At 69.5% G+C, this 18,102-nt stretch carries 19 protein-coding genes; 13 read left to right on the top strand and 6 right to left on the bottom strand.

The window, feature by feature from the left end; genetic code table 11:
- Window positions 1–6 precede the first annotated feature (6 nt).
- Window positions 7–237 (top strand): hypothetical protein, encoded by a 231-nt coding sequence (locus AC1DCT_RS07240; protein ID WP_440733963.1) that lies wholly within the window; start codon window positions 7–9, stop codon window positions 235–237.
- An 87-nt stretch (window positions 238–324) separates the two neighbouring features.
- Window positions 325–1,383, top strand: coding sequence for a DUF418 domain-containing protein (locus AC1DCT_RS07235; protein ID WP_477428274.1), 1,059 nt, complete (start codon window positions 325–327; stop codon window positions 1,381–1,383).
- Here the strand turns inward: AC1DCT_RS07235 and lepB are convergent.
- A complete protein-coding gene (lepB, locus tag AC1DCT_RS07230) occupies window positions 1,361–2,104 on the bottom strand; it encodes a signal peptidase I (protein WP_477428272.1) in 744 nt (247 codons plus the stop codon). The genes AC1DCT_RS07235 and lepB overlap by 23 nt on opposite strands.
- 220 nt (window positions 2,105–2,324) lie before the next feature.
- On the opposite strand from lepB, the gene AC1DCT_RS07225 reads away from it, so the two are divergent.
- From AC1DCT_RS07225 to AC1DCT_RS07210, 4 genes are all read left to right on the top strand, one after another.
- Window positions 2,325–3,110, top strand: a complete 786-nt coding sequence (locus AC1DCT_RS07225; RefSeq protein ID WP_477428270.1) for a hypothetical protein — start codon at window positions 2,325–2,327, stop codon at window positions 3,108–3,110.
- Window positions 3,111–3,133: 23 nt separating this feature from the next.
- Window positions 3,134–3,580 (top strand): TlpA family protein disulfide reductase, encoded by a 447-nt coding sequence (locus tag AC1DCT_RS07220; protein WP_477428268.1) that lies wholly within the window; start codon window positions 3,134–3,136, stop codon window positions 3,578–3,580.
- A gap of 112 nt (window positions 3,581–3,692) precedes the next feature.
- A complete protein-coding gene (locus tag AC1DCT_RS07215; RefSeq protein ID WP_477428266.1) occupies window positions 3,693–5,171 on the top strand; it encodes a tyrosine-protein kinase domain-containing protein in 1,479 nt (492 codons plus the stop codon).
- Window positions 5,168–6,256 (top strand): hypothetical protein, encoded by a 1,089-nt coding sequence (locus AC1DCT_RS07210; protein ID WP_477428264.1) that lies wholly within the window; start codon window positions 5,168–5,170, stop codon window positions 6,254–6,256. Before AC1DCT_RS07215 ends, AC1DCT_RS07210 begins: the two co-directional genes overlap by 4 nt.
- Window positions 6,257–6,276: 20 nt before the next feature.
- Here the strand turns inward: AC1DCT_RS07210 and AC1DCT_RS07205 are convergent, their stop codons facing one another.
- Window positions 6,277–7,113 carry a helix-turn-helix domain-containing protein gene (locus AC1DCT_RS07205; protein WP_477428262.1) on the bottom strand — a complete coding sequence of 279 codons (837 nt, stop codon included), beginning with the start codon at window positions 7,111–7,113 and terminating at the stop codon, window positions 6,277–6,279.
- A gap of 238 nt (window positions 7,114–7,351) precedes the next feature.
- Here AC1DCT_RS07205 and AC1DCT_RS07200 point away from each other — a divergent pair, with 238 nt between their 5' ends.
- Window positions 7,352–8,137, top strand: a complete 786-nt coding sequence (locus tag AC1DCT_RS07200) for a hypothetical protein (RefSeq protein ID WP_477428260.1) — start codon at window positions 7,352–7,354, stop codon at window positions 8,135–8,137.
- Between the two features lie 63 nt (window positions 8,138–8,200).
- On the opposite strand, the gene AC1DCT_RS07195 is transcribed toward AC1DCT_RS07200, so the two are convergent.
- From AC1DCT_RS07195 to AC1DCT_RS07185, 3 genes are all read right to left on the bottom strand, one after another.
- Window positions 8,201–9,076: an arsenate reductase/protein-tyrosine-phosphatase family protein gene (locus tag AC1DCT_RS07195; protein WP_477428258.1), complete on the bottom strand. Its 876-nt coding sequence runs from the start codon at window positions 9,074–9,076 to the stop codon at window positions 8,201–8,203.
- A 43-nt stretch (window positions 9,077–9,119) separates the two neighbouring features.
- Window positions 9,120–10,061, bottom strand: a complete 942-nt coding sequence (locus AC1DCT_RS07190) for a Ppx/GppA phosphatase family protein (protein WP_477428256.1) — start codon at window positions 10,059–10,061, stop codon at window positions 9,120–9,122.
- Between the two features lie 121 nt (window positions 10,062–10,182).
- Complete coding sequence (locus tag AC1DCT_RS07185) at window positions 10,183–10,689, bottom strand: hypothetical protein (protein ID WP_477428254.1); 507 nt, start codon at window positions 10,687–10,689, stop codon at window positions 10,183–10,185.
- Between the two features lie 249 nt (window positions 10,690–10,938).
- Between AC1DCT_RS07185 and coaA the strand changes: the two genes are divergently transcribed.
- From coaA to AC1DCT_RS07160, 5 genes are all read left to right on the top strand, one after another.
- Window positions 10,939–11,904 carry a type I pantothenate kinase gene (gene coaA / locus AC1DCT_RS07180; protein ID WP_477428252.1) on the top strand — a complete coding sequence of 322 codons (966 nt, stop codon included), beginning with the start codon at window positions 10,939–10,941 and terminating at the stop codon, window positions 11,902–11,904.
- A 39-nt stretch (window positions 11,905–11,943) separates the two neighbouring features.
- The gene (locus AC1DCT_RS07175; RefSeq protein ID WP_477428250.1) at window positions 11,944–12,975 is read left to right on the top strand and encodes a MauE/DoxX family redox-associated membrane protein; all 1,032 of its coding nucleotides are present in this window, start codon (window positions 11,944–11,946) and stop codon (window positions 12,973–12,975) included.
- A gap of 175 nt (window positions 12,976–13,150) precedes the next feature.
- Window positions 13,151–13,996: a helix-turn-helix domain-containing protein gene (locus tag AC1DCT_RS07170; RefSeq protein WP_477428248.1), complete on the top strand. Its 846-nt coding sequence runs from the start codon at window positions 13,151–13,153 to the stop codon at window positions 13,994–13,996.
- Window positions 13,997–14,211: 215 nt separating this feature from the next.
- Window positions 14,212–14,784, top strand: a complete 573-nt coding sequence (locus AC1DCT_RS07165) for a hypothetical protein (protein ID WP_477229609.1) — start codon at window positions 14,212–14,214, stop codon at window positions 14,782–14,784.
- 206 nt (window positions 14,785–14,990) lie between these two features.
- Window positions 14,991–15,863, top strand: coding sequence for a helix-turn-helix domain-containing protein (locus AC1DCT_RS07160; protein WP_477428246.1), 873 nt, complete (start codon window positions 14,991–14,993; stop codon window positions 15,861–15,863).
- A 25-nt stretch (window positions 15,864–15,888) separates the two neighbouring features.
- On the opposite strand, the gene AC1DCT_RS07155 is transcribed toward AC1DCT_RS07160, so the two are convergent.
- A complete protein-coding gene (locus AC1DCT_RS07155; RefSeq protein ID WP_440733947.1) occupies window positions 15,889–16,035 on the bottom strand; it encodes a hypothetical protein in 147 nt (48 codons plus the stop codon).
- Between the two features lie 171 nt (window positions 16,036–16,206).
- On the opposite strand from AC1DCT_RS07155, the gene glmS reads away from it, so the two are divergent.
- Window positions 16,207–18,057 carry a glutamine--fructose-6-phosphate transaminase (isomerizing) gene (gene glmS, locus AC1DCT_RS07150; protein ID WP_477428244.1) on the top strand — a complete coding sequence of 617 codons (1,851 nt, stop codon included), beginning with the start codon at window positions 16,207–16,209 and terminating at the stop codon, window positions 18,055–18,057.
- Window positions 18,058–18,102 lie beyond the last annotated feature (45 nt).

Below are 18,102 nucleotides of genomic sequence, written 5' to 3'. Positions count from 1 at the left end.
TTGCTGATGAAGATGAACGCGGACGATCGTCGTGCCGATGAACTGGGGCGGACCGACGACGAGCCGGCACGAACGGACGACGAGCCGGATCCGACCACCGGCCGGGATGAGTCCGATGAAGAGCTGCCTCCACGGAGACTGCGACTGGGCGCCGCGTGGCGCCTGCCCGTGATCCTCTCCGCGGCCGCGGAGATGGACCAGGCGGAGACGGGCGACGAGCAGCCCGACGGGCACTGAGAACCCGGGAATCTCACCGGTCCGCATCGGACGTGCGAGGTCGCCGTTCCGGCGATGCGGTAGCGTGCCGTCGGAGGAGGCGACGCGATGCCTGTGACCCGGTCCGAGCGGCTGATCGTTCCCGACGTGCTGCGTGGCGTCGCGATCGTGGCCATGCTGATCGCGCACGCCAATCCGCTCCTTCCTCAGCTGCCTTCGGCGGTGCGATTCGTCATCGGCAACGTCAACGACCTCGCGTCTCCGTTGTTCGCGTTGGTGATGGGCATGTCGGCGCAGCTGGTGTGGAACAGCTCGCGACGGGTCGGTGCGACCGTGCTCCAGCAGACGATCCGCGGCATCGTGCTCATCGCGTTGGGGCTGTGGATGTCGACGTGGGGATCATGGGTGATGATCGTGCTGCCCCAGCTCGGTCTGCTCCTCGTCGTCGGGGTGCCCATGCTGCTGCTCCGTTCTCGCGCGCTCGTCGTGGTGCTCGCAGTCGTCGTCGTCATCGGTGCGCCGTTGAACGAGCTCGCGCGGGGTCAGGTCCTGCAGATCATGACGCAGAACATCCTCGTGCAGTGGCTGGCCGACTGGACGGTGCTCGGGCACTCCTATCGGCTCACGAACCTGCTGCCGTTCTTCCTGCTCGGTGCGCTGCTGCTGCGTGGCGGACTGCGCCGTGACCGGACGATGTGGATCATGCTCGCGGTCGCGCCGCTCGCGTACGTCGTTCTCCCCGTGCTCGAGAAGGGACTGCATGTGGCGGGCATCGTCTCCGGGACGTATCCCGACACGCTTCATGATGTCGGGCTCGTGTTCGTGACGTACGCGGTCATCGTGATCCTGACGACGCTTCCGGGGCGGCAGCCCGTCGTCGAGGCGATCTTCGCCCCCCTGCGCGTGTGGGGCCGGCTTGCGCTCAGCCTGTATCTGCTGCACGTGTGGATCGTGTCGCTGTGGATGCACGGGATCGGTGGCTACCCCGCGCAGAACATTCCGATCGGCTGGGCGACGATCGTCGTCCTCCCTCTCGTCGTCGCCTGGTTGTGGGGACGCTTCGTCGGGACCGGTCCGGTCGAGTGGATCATGGGCGCCGTCTCCGGCCGCCCCAAGCCATTGATCGCGCGCCGGCGCGCGTCGATCACAGTCCCGACCAGCGGTTGACCGGCCAGAGGATCACGACGGCTTTGCCGACGATGTCCTCGGAGCGGGCCCAGCGCCAGCAGCCGGCATCCGGAGCGGTGCGGCCACGGCATTGGATCGCACCGTCTGACGAGTTCGAGCGGTGGTCGCCCATCACGAGGTAGGAGTCCTTCGGCACCGTCACCTCGGGAAGGCACCGCGCCGATGCCGGTGTCGTCGTGCAGTCGAGCGAACCGGCCTGGAACGGGAAGTCCTGGAACACGTAGGGCTCGTTCAACGGCTTGCCGTCCACGATGAGCTTGCCGTCGGCGCTGCAGCACTTCACGGTTTGTCCGGGGCCGGCGATCACGCGCTTGATGAGCGTGTGCGGGCCTGACGGGCCGAACCCGGTCACCTCGCCGATCCAGCGCAGCGCCGCCCTGATCGGGTTCTCGGGTGCGCGTGCTCCACCGTCCCAGGCCTCGTCCGCGTCGAACACGACGATGTCGCCCGTGTGCGGTGCGGCACCTCCGACAAAGGCGAGCCGATTCACCAGCACGCGATCGCCGACCTGCAGGGTCTCCTCCATGGATCCGGACGGGACCCAGTAGGGCTTCGCGATGAACGAGAGGATGAGCCCGAAGACGACGAACGCCGCGCACAGCTGGAACAGGAAGCTGCCGGTGATCCGTCGCCACAGCGGGCGGCGCCCGTCATGCGTGCGCCCAGGTTCGGGCTCGGGGGCCGCGGTGTCGGATGCCATGCGTCCATCATGCCCGGCGGGCGGCGCGGCCCCCGGGGTGCGGGGGTCGATCGGCATTCGTTTTCGTCGGTTCGACGACGCCTTTGCGCGTTCTCGCGACGTCACCCTGCGAGAACCCTGAGCGACTCGACAGTCTCGAGTTGCGGTCACGAAGCAGTGCACGAGAAGGCGCAGATGCCTCGGGCCGCTCCGAATCTACTCGTCACTTCTGGGGGGACGCATGTCCGAGATCGAGACCACCAAGCAGGTCGGCCGCCGCACCGTTCTGAAGGGTGCCGCATGGTCGGTGCCCGTCGTCGCGGCCGCCGTCGCCACGCCGTTCGCCTCAGCCAGCGTCAACCAGCAACTTGATGTCGGCGTGTTCGGCTACTGCTCGGGCCAGTACGACATCACGAAGCTGCAAGCGGCTCTCGCGAGCGTGAGTCTGGTCGGCCTCCCCATCGGCATCGTGGCGTCACAGCTCGTCGACATCGTCAAGGCGGCGCTCGCCGCCATCGGAATCAATGATGGCGCCAAGCGCGGCTTCACGATCACGGTGAAGGGTGCGCCCCTGCCTGCGGGTGCGAAGTTCGATCTCACGACGACGCCGGGCACGCTGATCGACCTCAACCTGCAGCTGCCTGTGGTCAGCCTCATCAACGCCCAGGGGACGTTCCTCGCGAACGTCAACGGAACGGGCGTCACACTCACGACGCAGGCGGCCATCCCCGCGAACGGCAGTGCGGATGTGCAGCTCACGGAAGGCCTACTGGACGTCGATGCACTGACGACCACGCATCTCACGTTCAACCCGGCAACTGACAAGACCACGACCCCTGAGGATCCGGACACCGGCTCGTTCACCACTGTCGTCGGCACGCCGGTGAACCTCGGGACGCTCAACCTGCTGCCTGCGATCAATGCCCTACTGGCCGCGACCTTCCCCGTCGATCTGCGCCCGGCGCTCGGGACTGCGCTCTCGCTGCTCCTCACGGGCAAGACCCTCCGCGTGCAGCTCTGCTCGTGACGAGGGGTACGGGCTCGGGCGGCATGGTCCTGCTTGATTGGCCGGCGAGCGGCGTGGCAGGCCACGGGGATCCGATCCCCGAGGTGGAGCTCGTGAGCGCCTCGGGTGCGACCTACTCACTCAGAACGCTGGCGAATGGGCGCCCGCTGCTGCTGGTCTTCGGTTCTGCGGAGTGCGGATCCTGTGTGCCGGTCCTGGAGAGCCTCGAGCGCTGGCAGCGCGAACTGGGGGACGTGACGGTCCGCTTGGCCACCTCGTCTCATCCCAAAGCGATTCGACACGTCGCGCCGACGGCAGAGCCCTTCGCGAGATACGGCGCGCGATCGGCGCGCAGGGAGCTGGGCGTCGAACGCACCCCCGCAGCGCTGCTGCTGGGTGGCATCGACAACCCCGTGGTGTCGTCAGAGATCGCGCACGGCCTGGATGAGATCAACGCCCTGGTCGAACGAGCACGCGGTCTCACTCACTGATGCCTCACCTCCCGTAGGCCAGGTCGCGCCTGGGAATGCGCTTCCGGTAGCATCGAGAGGCCGTTGACTTATCGCCCTCGCAGGGTGAGCGGAGCGAGGGGGAACAGTCCGTATGGATCTGCGTGAGTATCTTCGGGTCTTCCGGGCGCACTGGCTCGGGATGGTCCTCATCACGCTCCTCGGCGTCGCCGTCGCCTTCGGGTGGACCCTGCTGCAGCCGAAGGTCTACACGGCCGACGCCTCCGCGATCGTGCAGGCGAACACCGCCGGCGACACCGGGGACAGCAGCCTCAGCTCCGCCATGCTCGGCAATTCGCTCACCTCTGGCCGCGTGAAGACCTACGTCGCGCTCGGGGCCTCGCGCGCGGTGGCGGATGGCGTGATCAAGGATCTGAGCCTCGACACGAGCGCCGACCAGCTCGTGAAGCAGGTCACCGTCACCAACACCGTCGACACGACCACGCTCAAGGTCAGCGCGAACGCGGCGACCCCCGAGAAGGCGCGTGACGTGGCCGAGGCCTGGGTGCGCTCGATGGGCGCCGAGGTCAACCGGCTCGAGACCGCCGACCCGTCCAAGAAGGGCGCGGTCTTCCTCAGCCCGATCGACTCCGCACGCCTGCCGGATGCGCCGTCCTCGCCGAACACCAAGCTCGCGCTCGCTCTCGGTGGCCTGATCGGTCTCGCGCTCGCCGTCGGATACGGTCTGCTGCGCTACACCCTCGATCGCCGGATCCGCTCGGTCGAGCAGGTCGAGCGCGAGACCGGGAAGCCTGTCGTCGGCACCATCCCTGAGGAGAAGACCTTCACGGCCGACAACCGCCTGCTGCCGTTCGACGGCGGCACGAGCAGCGGGAGCGACAACGCGCACCTGTTCGGCATCGGCGAGGCCATGCGCGAGCTTCGCACCAACCTGCAGTACATGGACGTCGACAACCCGCCGCGCATCATCGTCGTGACGAGCCCGCTGCCCGGTGACGGCAAGTCGACGATCTCCTCCAACCTCGCCGTCACGCTGGCCTCCAGCGGACAGCCGGTCGTCCTGATCGACGGCGATCTGCGCCGCCCCATGATCGACACCGTGTTCGGCCTGCCCAAGGGCGCCGGCATCTCCGATGTGCTCGCCGGCCGTGCCACGATCGCCGAGGTCGCGCAGCGCTTCGGCAACGGCCAGCTGCTCGTCGTCGCGGCGGGCAAGGTGCCGCCGAACCCGAGCGAGGTGCTCGGATCCGCCCGCATGCGCGAACTGCTGAAGTCGATCGCCCGCGAGGCCATCGTCATCATCGACGCGCCCCCGCTCATCCCCGTCACCGACGCCGCCGTGCTCGCGCACAGCGCCGACGGCGCCGTCATCGTCGGCACGGTCGGCAAGACCACCTACGAAGTGCTCGGCAAGGCGATCGGCAATCTCGAGCGCGCCGGCGCCCGCACGCTCGGCCTTGTGCTGAACCGCGTGCCCCGCCGCGGCAGCGGCGCTGCCTACTACGGCTACCAGTACCAGGGTGACTACTACCGCAGCGACGAGCAGGAGCTGCCGACCGGCGCCGTGCGCGGTGACAAGCCCCGCCGTCGGGGGGACGCGGAGGCGGCGTGACTGCGTCCGCAGCGAGTGCGCAGGAGAACGCCGCGCGCACCCCGCTCGACGTCAGCGCCCTCGGCGCCCGCATCCGGCTGACCTTCGCGAACGAGCTGGACGACGCGACGGTCGATGCGATCCGCGCCTCCTGGCAGGGTGCGTGGCTGCCGTTCGATGCGACGATCGACCCCGATGACACCGTGCCCGTGTCGGGCGCGCTCGATCCCGACCAGCTCGCAGAGTCGCTGACCGTGCAGGTGACCCTTGCGGCTCTGGGGCGGCGCAGCGGCGAGATGCTCCTGTTCCATGCCTGCGGCGTCGCGGATCCGGCCGGTCGCGTCGCGGCCTTCGTCGGGCCTTCCGGCCGCGGCAAGACAACGCTCAGCCGTGCGTTGGGCGCCCAGCATGGCTACGTGTCGGACGAGACGATCGCGCTTCGCACAGACCTGTCCGTCGAGCCCTACCGCAAGCCGCTGTCGGTGGTCCGGGAAGGGCGGCCCAAGGCGCAGGTCTCCCCGGATGTCGCAGGCCTCAAGCCGCTCCCGGACGCGCCCCTCGCCCTCACCGCGCTCGTGCTGATCACGCGCGATGCCGAGCACCCGTCGCCGAGCATCGAGCAGGTGGCGTTCCCTGAGGCGATCGCCGAACTGGCTCCGCAGATGAGCTACCTCGCCGAACTGCCGCGCCCGCTGCAGACGGTCGCGGAGCTGTGCGATCGCATCGGCGGTGTCGTGCGGCTGACCTATCCCGACGCGTCCACTGTGCCGCCGATCGTGCCGCAGCTGCTCGATCACACCCGGGCGCACGAACAGTGGGAGCCGGCCGTCGCCGGCGGGGGGAACCCCGAGTTCGACCTGTCCGCCGTGTCCGACGCCATCCGCTGCGGCGACCGTGTGGTGGTGCTCGCCCAGCGATGGGTGCACGTGCTCGACGGCATCGCCCCGACCATCTGGGACTCGCTGCGCGCGGGTCGCGGCCTCGACGGGGTCGTCGACGACGTCATCGCCGAGTTCGGCCGCCCGGAGAAGGGGGATCCGCGGGAGCTGGTCCTCTCCGCCATCGACCAGCTGATCGAGTCCGGAGTGCTGAGCCGCAGGGCCTGACGGCGCGGATCCGGCGCATCTCAGCGGTGCGGGCGGATCATGGTCGGCGACGGCATGCCCTCGGCACGCAGCGCGCGACGCAGCTGCAGGGCACTCGAGAAGCCCGAGTGCGCGGCGATCTCCTCGATCGTGAGCACGGTGTAGTCGGGATTGCGCAACAGCGACTCCGCGAACTCCACGCGCAGCCGGCGCAGGGCGTCGCCCGGGGTGGTGCCGACCTTGGCGAAGGCCCGCTGCAGGTGCCGCAGGGACACGTGCAGTTCGGTCGCGAGCTCTGCGATCGTGAACTGCGGATCCTCCCGATGCAGCAGCATCGCGGAGCGCGCCCTGTCCACGAGCGGAGGCTGCCCGCGCTCGGGCAGATCCGCGGAGTACAGCTCCAGCAGGGTGCTGAACACCATCTCGGCGAGCAGCCGCTCGATCGCGTACCGCGAGATCGATGTGGTGTCCTCCGCGTTGCGTGCGATCGCCAGGGTGAACGCCCGGAATGCCAGGACCATCGGCGTCGGCTGCAGCACGAGCGGTCGCAGCGGGCCGCCGTGGACGAAGTCCCGCAGCGTCTCGACGGGCACCCACACCGCCACGACGTCGTTCGACCTGCTCCACTCGATGGTCTCGTCGGCCTGCGGAGGGACGAACCGTCCGATCGGCAGCGGGGATCCGTCGGGACCCTCACCGCTCGGGAACAGTACGACGGCGTGCGGATCGGCGGGTTCGACAGCCGGCCACGTCCACTCCAGGCGCTGCGGTCGATGCACGGTGACGTAGATCGAGCGGAAGGTGCGCGTGCTGATCAATCCGGCGTGGTGCGACGTGAGACCCAGATGGGACTCGAGCAGGCGGGGAGGGGATGACACGAGCGATTAGTGCCCTTTCGAACGTGAAAGTGCCGACATGGTACCGCCCCCTGCAGACCAGTATGGCGGGTCTGCGCATAGGCGTCGAACCGAGGCGGCGGTGTCGTCCAGGGGTGCGATATCGCCGCCGACGGAGTTCAGGGCGCCCGCGTCACTTTTCGCGAACCGCGCACTCCTTTCTGATCAGGGACGGTGGCACCCCGGCCGCTGTCGAATCGGGGAGAACAGGAAGAACAGCATGGAAGAAATCGACACTGGACGAAGCCCGTCTCATGGCCTCTCGCGTCGCACGATCGTCAAGTCCGCTGCATGGTCGATTCCCGTCGTGGCCGCAGCGGCGGCGACGCCGATGTCGGCTGCGTCCACGGCGTGTACCAAGGTTCTCAGCACCGAGACCGCCGCCTATGTGCGTGCCGATGCCACGGCGGCCCAGTTCACGTGGACCAACGTGTTCGGTGACGGCAAGGATCTCACCTTGACCCTCGGCGCTGCGCACATCGGCGTGGCCGAGATAGGAATCAACACTGCGAGCAACTTGGTTCAGGACGTCGACATGCATGGCGGGGAGGCCAAAGCGAGCGTGCACCTTGCGCTGAGCACCCTCGGACTCATCAACAACGGCGGTGGCGAGCGGGTGACATTCGCCTTCGCTTTGGGAGGTGCGGCCACGACCGTCGCCAACCTGTCCTACAAGATCAAAGACATCGACGGCTTCATGGCGCTTGACGGCAACGGCGGCGCGGAGCGGGTTTCCGTGACGGCGGGCACCGGCACCTATGACTCCAACTGGCTCCAGGGCGCCGGTACGGGAACCAACCGGTGGCGTCTTTCCACCAGCGCGCCGAACGTCGAAGTCGATGCCAGCAGCAGCGCGGGCAACGTGAACGTCACCGCCGCGTCGGTGAGTGCCTTCTCCCTCGACTTCATCGTGAACAATTCGGGTCGTTCTGCCAACGACCGCCCGCCGCAGAACATCTGGGTCGGGCCGTTCACCTTCGAGGTGTCCGGTATCTGCCAGCCGTGACCGGAGATTGAATCGGCCGGCAGATCCGTCGCGTACGGATCTGCCGGCCGGTCTCTTCCGTGGCTACGCCAGCGCCGCCCTGATGACGCGCTCCACCTCGGCGAGGGCGGGGGTCAGTTGTGCCGCCGACTCCTCGTACACCTCGAGCGAGCGCCGGTAGGGGTCGATCACGTCCTCGTCCTTCGGTGCCGATCCGCCCCGGCGGTCGGCGATCGTCTCGACGACCGCGACCAGTCGCCGACGCGGATCCGATCCCGCACGGTCGGCGATCGCGCGCACCTGAGCGTCGGTGACGCCGTCAGCGAGACGGGCGAACTCGCGCACGGGGAAAACCCGGTGCAGGCGCCGCGGCAGCATCTGCACCGCGTAGTCGCGCTGCTCCGAGGTCATCGTGAGCACCAGGTCGGCGTCGTCGAGAAGCGGTTCGGTGAGAAGCCGCGCGTGATGCGCGGCAGTGACGGCGGCGTCGACCCCGCGATCGAGCGCCAGCCTCTGGGCAGGCTCGGTCATCGCATGCCCGACCAGGGCCTGCGTGCCGGCGCTGTGCACGCGCAGATCGAGGCCTGCGAGCCGGGTGCGCAGCAGCGACTCGGCGAGCGGCGAGCGGCAGATGTTCCCCGTGCAGACGGTCAGCACGGTGGGCTGCGGCGACGACTCCTCCGCGGCCGCAGCGAACATGCCGGCGAGCGATCCGAACGAGACGCCGCCCGGAGGGGTCGTGGGCTCATCCGGCGTCGCGTGTTCGGCCGGGGCCGCCGCCGCGGCGGAATCTGCGATGTGCGGTGCCTGGGACTGCTCGGCGGCGTCCGTGGCCTGATCGACGCGTGCACCGGACGCCCCGGCGATCGCGGCAGCCTCGCGACGCTGTCGCAGCTCTCTTCGGGAGAGCGGCATCGGCGATTCGCCGCGCGGTGTCCCCAGATTCCTCGCGTCGTCCATGACACCAGGGTAGGGGATGCCGTTCCGCCGGGGATGCTGCTTCTCAGACGTCGGCGTCGCGGGCGCGGTCCTCGATGTAGCGCAGCAGCACACCCTCGCGGAGAGCCCACGGCGAGACCTCGAGTTCGTCGACGTTCATCGCGGTCATCGCGGTATGCAGCACCACGGCGGCCGCCACGATCTGGAAGGTGCGGTCCGGGGTGATGCCGGGCAGCTCCTGCCGCGCGGACGCGGGCAGGCGCGCGAGACGGGGGATCCAGGATCCGAGGGACTGGCGCGGCAGCAGCATCCGTTCGGATCCAGCCCAGCCCGGCGCCGGGTAGCCGACCAGCCGGGCCAGGGAGCGGATGGCCTTGGATGAGCCGACCACGTGCTCGGGACGGGGAAGCGTCGAGAACCGGGCGGCGACCGGGGCGAACACGTCCGTGGCGTGCGCGCGCAGCCGCTCCACGGAGTCCTCGCCGGGCGGGTCGTCGGGAAGGAACATCAGCGTCGAGCGCCCCGCGCCGAGCGGCACCGAGGCGGCGATGTCGGGGAGCTCCTCGGATCCCGCTGCCATCTCGAAGGATCCGCCGCCGATGTCGAACAGCAGGATCTGCCCCGCTGCCCAGCCGAACCAGCGCCGTACCGCGAGGAACGTCAGCCGCGCTTCGGTCTCGCCGTCGAGCACCTGCAGCGGCTGGCCGAGTGCGGCTTCGACCCGGGCGATCACCTCTGCGCCGTTCGCCGCTTCGCGGACCGCGCTCGTCGCCGTCGCGAGAAGCGCGTCGACCCGCTGCTGTTCGGCCACTTCTCGCGCCTGTATGACGGCGGCCTCGAGCGCCCGCACGCCCTCCTCGCTGATCGCGCCGGACGGCGTGAGGAACCGCATGAGCCGCAGCACTGTGCGGTCGCTCGTGGTCGCGAGCGGCCGACCGCCGGGATGCACGTCGGCGGCGAGCAGATGGACGGTGTTGGATCCGATGTCGAGCACTCCGAGACGCACGGACGAAGGATACCCGGTGCGTGTGAATCAATGACCGTCCAGGCCCGGCACCGCAACGCGAAGGGGGCCGGATACGAGACCCGGCCCCCTTCGCCGGCTGGAGCCGACGAGACTACTGCGATCAGCTGGCGCTGCAGAGCACCAGCGTCGAGCTGACGCCACCGGTCTGCTTGGCGCCGGCGCCGGCGACGAAGCCGCTGGGCAGCGTGGTGGTGGCGGACAGCGTGAACGCGACCGTGATCGACAGGGTCGTGCGGAAGGCGATGGTGGCGCCGGCCGGGACCGGCGCGGTCAGCGTGATCTGGCGCGACGTCCCCGAGAGCACGTTGACGGTTGCGGTGCCGCCGGTGACCGAGAACACACCGACGTTCGCGACTCCGCCGCCGGTGATGTTGACGATCGTGCCCACGGGCAGCGGGGCCGAGCCGGCCGTGAGGGTGAAGCCGGGGCCAAGGAGGCCGAGGGTGCCGCACGAGCCGTTGAGCGCGAAGTTGCCGACGTTGGTGGCCGTCGAGGCGGCAGCGAAGGGGGTGGCGGCGGCGACGGCGATCACGGGCACCGACCAGGCTGCGCCCTTCACGAGGGTGCGACGGCTGACGCTGCGGGTGGGGGAGGTGGTGTCTTCCATGCGTAACTCCGGTGTCTAGATGCGGGGACTCTGCCTCCCGGGAAGAGAGCCCCTCCCCAGGGAGCACGACGGCGTCAGCGCGGGGATGGCGCCTCCGGTCGGGTGTTGCTAGCCTCAGACTGGTGGCGCCGGAATGATCGTGTGGCCGCGGGGTCGCGAAGTGATCCGCGATGGTCGTGATCTGATCAGGGGTGCGGCGTCGTCACCGGCGACGGGCTCACCCGAACATCGTGCCGCTGCGCCGATACGATGGAGCGCGTGAGCTCCGATCCCCTCGCATCGCAGACGTTGCCGTCGCTGTCGCCGTACCGCCGCATCGACCGTGCGGACTGGGCGCGCCTCGCGGCAGACCTCGACCAGCCGCTCAGCGAGACCGAGGTCGTGGAGATCCGCGGCATCGGCGACCGGCTCGACCCCACCGAGGTCAAGGAGGTCTACCTGCCGCTCAGCCGTCTGCTGAGCCTGTACGCCACCTCGACCAAGCGCCTCGGCGAGGCCACGAACCAGTTCCTCCGCGAGGACGACGACACCACGCCCTTCGTCGTCGGCGTGGCCGGATCCGTCGCGGTCGGCAAATCGACCATCGCCCGTCTGCTGCGTGAGCTCATGAGCCGCTGGCCCGGAACACCACGGGTCGAGCTGGTCACCACCGACGGCTTCCTGTATCCGAACGCGGAGCTCGAGCGCCGCGGCATCATGGACCGCAAGGGCTTCCCGGAGTCATACGACCGGCGGGCGCTGATCGAGTTCCTCACGAAGGTGAAGAGCGGCGCCGCCGAGGTGCGTGCACCGTTCTATTCGCACATCCGCTACGACATCGTGCCCGACGCGCACGTCGTGGTGCGCCGGCCCGATGTCGTGATCGTCGAGGGCCTGAACGTGCTGCAGCCGCCGCCCGCACCGAACGACGTCGCCGTGAGCGACCTGTTCGACTTCTCGATCTACGTCGACGCCGAGCTCGACCACATCGCCCAGTGGTACGTCGACCGGTTCCTCGCCCTGCGGCAGGGGGCGTTCACGAATCCGTCGTCGTACTTCAACGTGTTCGCGCACCTCACCGACGAGGAGGCCGTCACCACGGCCATGGGGTACTGGAACGAGATCAACCTGCCCAACCTCATCGAGAACGTGATGCCCACCAAGCACCGCGCCACCCTCGTACTGAACAAGGGCGCCTCGCACGCCGTGGAGTCGGTGCTGCTGCGAAAGCTCTGAACGCACCTCGACGCTCGCCGCGACTGGGATACTGACAGCATGGGGACCGCTCTCTTCGCCTTCCTGCTCCCGGCGACGGCCTTGGCGTCGACGCTCATCCTCGTCGGAGTGCTCATCGTGAGCGCGATCGCCAAGTTCCGCACGCCCGACGACGCCGCCGGCTGGGAGGCCCTGGGGATCCCCGCGGCGCTGCGCCAGGACTGGCTGATCCGCCTGCACCCGATCGCCGAGCTCGCGCTCGCCGCGGCGCTGCTGCTGCTCGGCGGGGTGCTCGGCATCGCCGCGGCGATCGTCGCCGTGCTGCTGTTCGCGGTCTATCTCGCCATGGTCTGGCGGGCGAGGCGGCAGACGCCCGACGCATCTTGCGCGTGCTTCGGTGAGCGTCGCCCGATCACCGGTCGCACGTTGCTGCGCAACGCCTGGCTGGTGCTGCTGGCTGTGCTCGTCGCTGTCACGATCGGTGCTCTTCCGCTGTGGGGCGGGGTCGCGACACTCGCCGTCGCGCTGTGGCCGTGGACGCTCGCCCTCGCCGCCGTCGCCGTGACATTCGTACTCGTACAGGAGAACGGATCCGCAGACGTCGGCGACGGCGGATCCGCGGGCGTTCCGGCCATCGATCGAACCGATGACGACCTCGATGACTACCTGCGTTCGCGCACTCCCGCTGTGCCCGTGCAACTCGCCGACGGCCAGACGACCACCTTGCGCATCCTCTCCGAACGTCAGCCCGTGCTGCTGCTGGCCGTCTCGGAGACCTGCGGATCCTGCACGCCGGTGATCGAGAGCATCGACACTTACCGCGCGCTGCTGCCCGAGGTGTCGGTGCGCTTCCTGCTGCAGACCGCGCCGGAGAACAGCAGCCTCGCCTCGACCGAGGAGCCGCAGACCTTGCACGACCCGAACCGGTACGTCGGCCCATCGCTCGCGGACCACTGGTTCACGCCGAGCGCCGTCCTGCTCGGTGCCGACGGAATGCTCGCGGGCGGGCCCGTAGCCGGCACGAAGACGATCGCCGAGTTCGTGGACGACATCTACGAGAGCCTGCACGGAGAGCGCCCGCCCGCGCGCTGAGCACCGCGCGACCGTGTGGACCGACGCGGCGCATGCTCCTCGCCGCGAGATCCATCTGCACCGCGTCCGTGGCTGGGCGTCCGCATTCGGAAGAAGCGGGTAACGTGGCCCTCGGCTCCGGCGAGTCGTAGCGATGGGGAGTCGCGCTCGCGGGGCTGGACATGGGGATGTCTACATGGGGATTGTCATCGACGCTCGTGCTGCCCTGCGGCAACTGGGGACCGAACAGGAGCGACCGCTCGCGCTGCTCCGCTGCGCCGGCGCGCTGATCAGCCGCCACCTGCTCGAGCCGGGGCGGCCGTGGCTCTGGGACGCGCAGGAACCACGCGGCGATGAGCTGCTCGTGATCTGCTTCGCCGAGGTTCCGCTGCGGCTGCGCTTCGAGGAGGGTCGCGTCGTGGAGGTCCCGGCGGGTGCGGCCTGCCTGCTGCACCTGCACCAGATGACGACCGTGTCGTCGGCGCAGGTCACCACTGTGACCGCCGTGTGGGTGCGCCACGACGCGGTCGCGCAGGCTGCGGGCCGGTTCGACGGGTCAGGAACGGTGCTGTCGGACGGGGCGGTCGCCCGCAGCCTGCGGGCCTTCCTGCTCGGCTTGCTGTCGGATCCTGCCAGCGCGACCGCGGGAAGCCTGGCCGAGACGCTCATCGTCGGCGCGGTCGACCTTGTCCTCTCGGATGCGATGCCGTCGGTCCGTGTTCCCCGCGGGGTCGACCGCGCACGCGGCATCATCCGGTTGCGCCGCACGGATCCGGCTTTCGACGTGGACGCGCTCGCGGTGGCGCTGCACCTGTCGCGACGCCAGCTGCAGCGGATGTTCGCGCGCGAGGGCACCACCCCGCTGGCGGAACTGCGCGCCCAGCGCGTCCAGGATGCCCGCAGGCTGATGGACGACCGCGTCGAGAGTCTGGATGCCGTCGCCGCGCAGTCGGGCTTCCGCGACGTCGCCGGGATGCGCCGCGCATTCCTGCGGGAGGGCCTGCCCACCCCGCGTCATCTGCGCGCTGACGCTCTGCTCTGACGAGGCCGAGGCTCGGTACGACATGTCGGGCCGGGATCCGACGTCGTTGATGCCCTCACGGTCGCGAACGTCGCATTCGCGCCCTGGTTCGTGACGTTTGCGACCCCGGCTCGGTCGTCGAATCCGGAATATCGGCAGAGTCGAGGTCTTGTGCATGCGGCTGGGGAACACGCCGCGCACGGACGACAGCAGAGCGATGTCTGGGGAGGCATGCAATGTCAGCAAAGACCGTGACCGGCGCACACGAGCACACGCTCACCCGGCGAACGGTGATCCGAGGAGCGGCGTGGAGCCTGCCCGTGATCGCGGTCGCCGTGGCGACACCGTTCGCGAGCGCGTCGACCAACGGCGGCACCGACGGCGGCACGCCGGGAACAGGGGGCACCACGCCGATCGTCCCGTCGTACCAGACTGGATCCTTCTGCAAGCACCCGGGCAACCCGAAGTACTACCACGGCACGTTCTTCTTCGAGAACACGACCTCCGCGCCGATCACGCTCGCGCTGACCTCCATGCTCGTGAACGGGCAGTCGCGGGCTGCGAAGTTCTCGGCGAACAACCGTCTGGTGTCCACCTACACGGTGCCGGCGAAGACCAAGATCGGCCTGTACGTCGATGCGGGGCTCTTCGACGATTCGGCCAACGGCACCGCCACCCTGTCCTTCACCTACGACGACGCAGGCAAGGCGCGCAGCGGTTCGGTGACCGCACCGCTCGGATCCCTGCCCCCGTGCTCCGGTGACGTGAAGGGTACGCCCGCGCACTCGCACTCCGGACCGGCGCTGTAGTTCGCCCGCACCCGGCGAGACGTTTGGCGGGCCTGCTCCTCCCGCGGACATCGGGACGCGCGGCGTGGCGGCGGTCCGGCGACGGAACCACGGCTGATGTCGCGAAACCGATGCTCACCATGACGCGTTTCTTCGCGTATGCTGACCCCCAAGCGGGCTGATGCAGCTGGGGAGTTGCACCCGTGAGGCCTTTGGGGAGGTCGTCAATGGTGATCGTCATCGACGCTCGCACCGCCATGCGCCTGCTGGGGGAACGGAACGAGCATCCACTGGTCGCCCGCCGGTATCGCAGCGTGCTGGCGACCCAGCACGCCCTGGAACCCGCGACGTCGTGGACCTGGTCCGCGCAGCCGGCGGACGGTGACGAGGTCGCGGTGATGCTGATCGCCGCGGTGCCGGTCACCATCCTCGACAGCGATGGCGAGGTGAAGGACGTGCCGCCGGGCGCGCTGTGCTTCCTGCATCCGCACCGCGATATGAAGCTCGCTGCGGCCGGATCCGGCACCGCGATGTGCGCGTGGGTGCCCTGGTACGCCGTCGACGAGATCCAATCGGGGGTGGGTGCGCCGAGTGCGATCGTCGCGAGCAGTGTGCTGGGGCGCGGCCTGCAGGCGTTCCTCACCTCGCTTCTCACGCAGCCGTCGGATCCGACTGTCTACACCGACTATCTGGTCGAGCGCCTGATCGTCGAGATGGTGTTCAGCGTGCTGGTCGAGGCCGCCCCGCGCGTCGCCGTCGAGGGACGCAAGGGCTCAGGGATCGACCGGGCGCGATCGCTCATGCTGGTGCGGCGCGGTGAGCGCGACTTCGATGTCGCGGCGCTGGCCCGCGACATGCACATGTCGGTGCGGCAGCTGCAGCGGCTGTTCGCGGCCGAGGGCAGCGCTCCCGCCGAGGAGCTGCGCCGGATCCGCGTCGAGCTCGCCCGAGAGCTCATGAGCGATGCCGACTACGCACCGCTCGGAATCGCGGAGATCGCGGAGCACTCCGGCTTCGCGGACGCCGCCGGGCTTCGCCGGGCGTTCGCGCTCGCGGGGCTGCCCTCGCCGCGTCTCGTGCGCCGCGCGATCCGGGCCTGATCGGGCGCCGGCCGTCGCCTCGGAGTTAGTGGTGCAGGAGGGCGATGGCCCCGACGCCGGCGATGACGATGCCGACCGCGATCATCGCCCAGACCGGCGCACCGTAGAACTCTCGAAGGATCCACGGCGTGCGGTAGTCCCGGGCGATGTCACCTCGACGGCGTCGGCTCATGCGATCGGCCCCATCCGGTCGAGGAGCGAGGATGCGTCTGCGATAGCCATCGGTCCAGCCGAACACCCGAGGCTGCGTCCCGGCTGACCTCTGCCTAGGGCCCGGCTGAGTGCCGCGCGCCGACGGGTTCGTTCAGCATCCGCGCAAAACGAGCCCTCTACCCTGGAACGCATGTGTGGAATCGTCGGATACGTGGGGCCGCGCCCCAGCCAGGACATCCTGCTCGCGGGCCTCGCCCGCCTCGAATACCGCGGGTACGACTCGGCCGGCATCGCCGTCATCGATGAGGCCGGATCACTCGGCATGCGCAAGAAGGCCGGCAAGCTGCAGATGCTGCGCGACTCCCTCGCGGACGCCGCGCTCGCCGATGGCAGCACCGGCATCGGGCACACCCGGTGGGCCACGCACGGCGGACCGACCGATGTGAACGCGCACCCGCACCTCGCCGACGACGACAAGCTGGCACTGATCCACAACGGCATCATCGAGAACTTCGCTGCCCTGCGCGCCGAGCTCGAGACCGAGGGTGTGACGTTCCGCAGCGAGACCGACACCGAGGTCGCCGCCGCTCTCGTCGGCCGCGAGTACCGCCGCACGGGTGATCTCCAGGAGGCGTTCCGTGCCGTCGTGAACCGCCTCGAGGGCGCCTTCACACTCCTCGCCGTGCACCAGGACGAGCCGGGCCTCGTCGTCGCCGCGCGCCGCAACTCGCCGCTCGTGATCGGCCTCGGCGACGGAGAGAACTTCCTCGGATCCGATGTCGCCGCCTTCGTCGAGCACACCCGTCGTGCGCTCGCGATCGGCCAGGACGAGATCGTCGCGATCACGCCGTCCGAGGTCACGGTCACGGACTTCGCGGGCAACACGGTGACCCCGGAGCCGTTCGAGGTCTCCTGGGACGCCACCTCCGCCGAGAAGGGCGGCTGGCCGAGCTTCATGGCCAAGGAGGTCGCGGAGGAGCCCGACGCCGTCGCCAACACGATCCGCGGCCGGGTGCGGGACGGCGCCGTCGTGATTCCGGAGCTGGACGGATCCGATGACCTGTTCCGCGGCATCGACCGCATCATCATCACGGCCTGCGGCACCGCGTCGTACGCGGCCATGGTCGGCAAGTATGCGCTGGAGCAGTGGGCCCGGGTGCCCGTCGATGTCGAGCTCGCTCACGAGTTCCGCTACCGGGACCCGGTGATCGGCGCGAACACGCTGGTCGTGTCGATCAGTCAGTCCGGCGAGACCATGGACACGCTCATGGCGGTCAAGTACGCCCGCGAGCGCGGTGCGCGCACCCTCTCGATCTGCAACACGCAGGGCGCGACCATCCCGCGCGAGTCCGACGCGGTCGTCTACACGCACGCCGGTCCCGAGGTCGCGGTCGCATCGACCAAGGCCTTCGTCGCGCAGATCACGGCGCTGCTGCTGCTCGGCCTGCACGCGGGCCGGGTGCGCGAGACGCTCTCCGCGGCCGACGGCGCGGCAGCCGTGGCCGAGCTCGAGGCGCTGCCGGCCAAGATCTCCGAGGTGCTGACCGAGGAGCAGGCGCACGTCACGCAGCTCGCCGGCTGGATGGCCGACACCCGCTCCGTGCTGTTCCTCGGTCGCCACGTGGGCTACCCGATCGCGCTCGAGGGTGCGCTCAAGCTCAAGGAGATCTCCTACATCCACGCCGAGGGCTTCGCCGCCGGCGAGCTCAAGCACGGCCCGATCGCCCTGATCGAGCCCGGCCAGCCGGTGTTCGTGCTGGTGCCGTCGCCGCGGCACTCCGCCCTGCTGCACGCCAAGGTCGTCTCCAACATCCAGGAGATCCGCGCCCGCGGCGCGCGCGTGATCGTGATCGCCGAGGAGGGCGACGCGGCCGTGCTGCCGTTCGCCGACGAGGTCATCCGGATCCCGCTCGCGGAGGCGCTGTTCGAGCCGGTCCTGGCGGTCGTGCCGCTGCAGATCTTCGCCATGGCCCTCGCGACCGCGAAGGGCCTGGATGTGGACCAGCCCCGAAACCTGGCCAAGTCCGTCACTGTGGAGTGAGCCAAGTCTCGCAAGGATCCGGCGCGGGGCTGGACCTCGCCCATT

It is taken from the genome of Microbacterium sp. 10L49 (assembly GCF_056395125.1).
This window is presented reverse-complemented; position numbering and strand designations above follow the sequence as displayed.